Source organism: Stenotrophomonas sp. 3diitr2024, from assembly GCF_042136455.1.
Lineage (GTDB): Bacteria > Pseudomonadota > Gammaproteobacteria > Xanthomonadales > Xanthomonadaceae > Stenotrophomonas > Stenotrophomonas sepilia.
Map to the genome: position 1 here is coordinate 1 of NZ_JBHHMJ010000644.1, position 319 is coordinate 319.

The following is a 319-nucleotide window of genomic DNA, read 5'->3' on the forward strand; positions in this document are numbered from 1 at the left end:
CGGCAGCCAACCGACCTGTTCGTCGATCGCCAGCAGGGTACGGCCGATGTCGCGCGCCACGTCCGGGCGGGTCAGCGCCAGCCACTGGTTCTGCGCGCGGTAGGTATCCCACAGCGAGGTCGAGGCTTTCAGGTTCAACGCGTGCAGCTTGTACCAGCCTGGCCGCTTGGTCTGCAGACGCAGTGCATCCAGCGCGCCCGGCGTGGCGGACGGGGATCACCCGAGTCGATCCGTCAGGCGCAGCTTTCAGGCAGAACTTCGCCGTGTAGCCCCTGATTGGGCCATTGGTGGGAGCGTTGAGGTAGACCTCATACAAGGT

1 pseudogene is annotated in these 319 nt (G+C 65.5%); it reads right to left on the bottom strand.

The window, feature by feature from the left end:
- Positions 1 to 117 (bottom strand): annotated as a pseudogene (locus tag ABGA94_RS16700) (glycoside hydrolase domain-containing protein); the annotation flags it as partial.
- Positions 118 to 319: the final 202 nt, after the last annotated feature.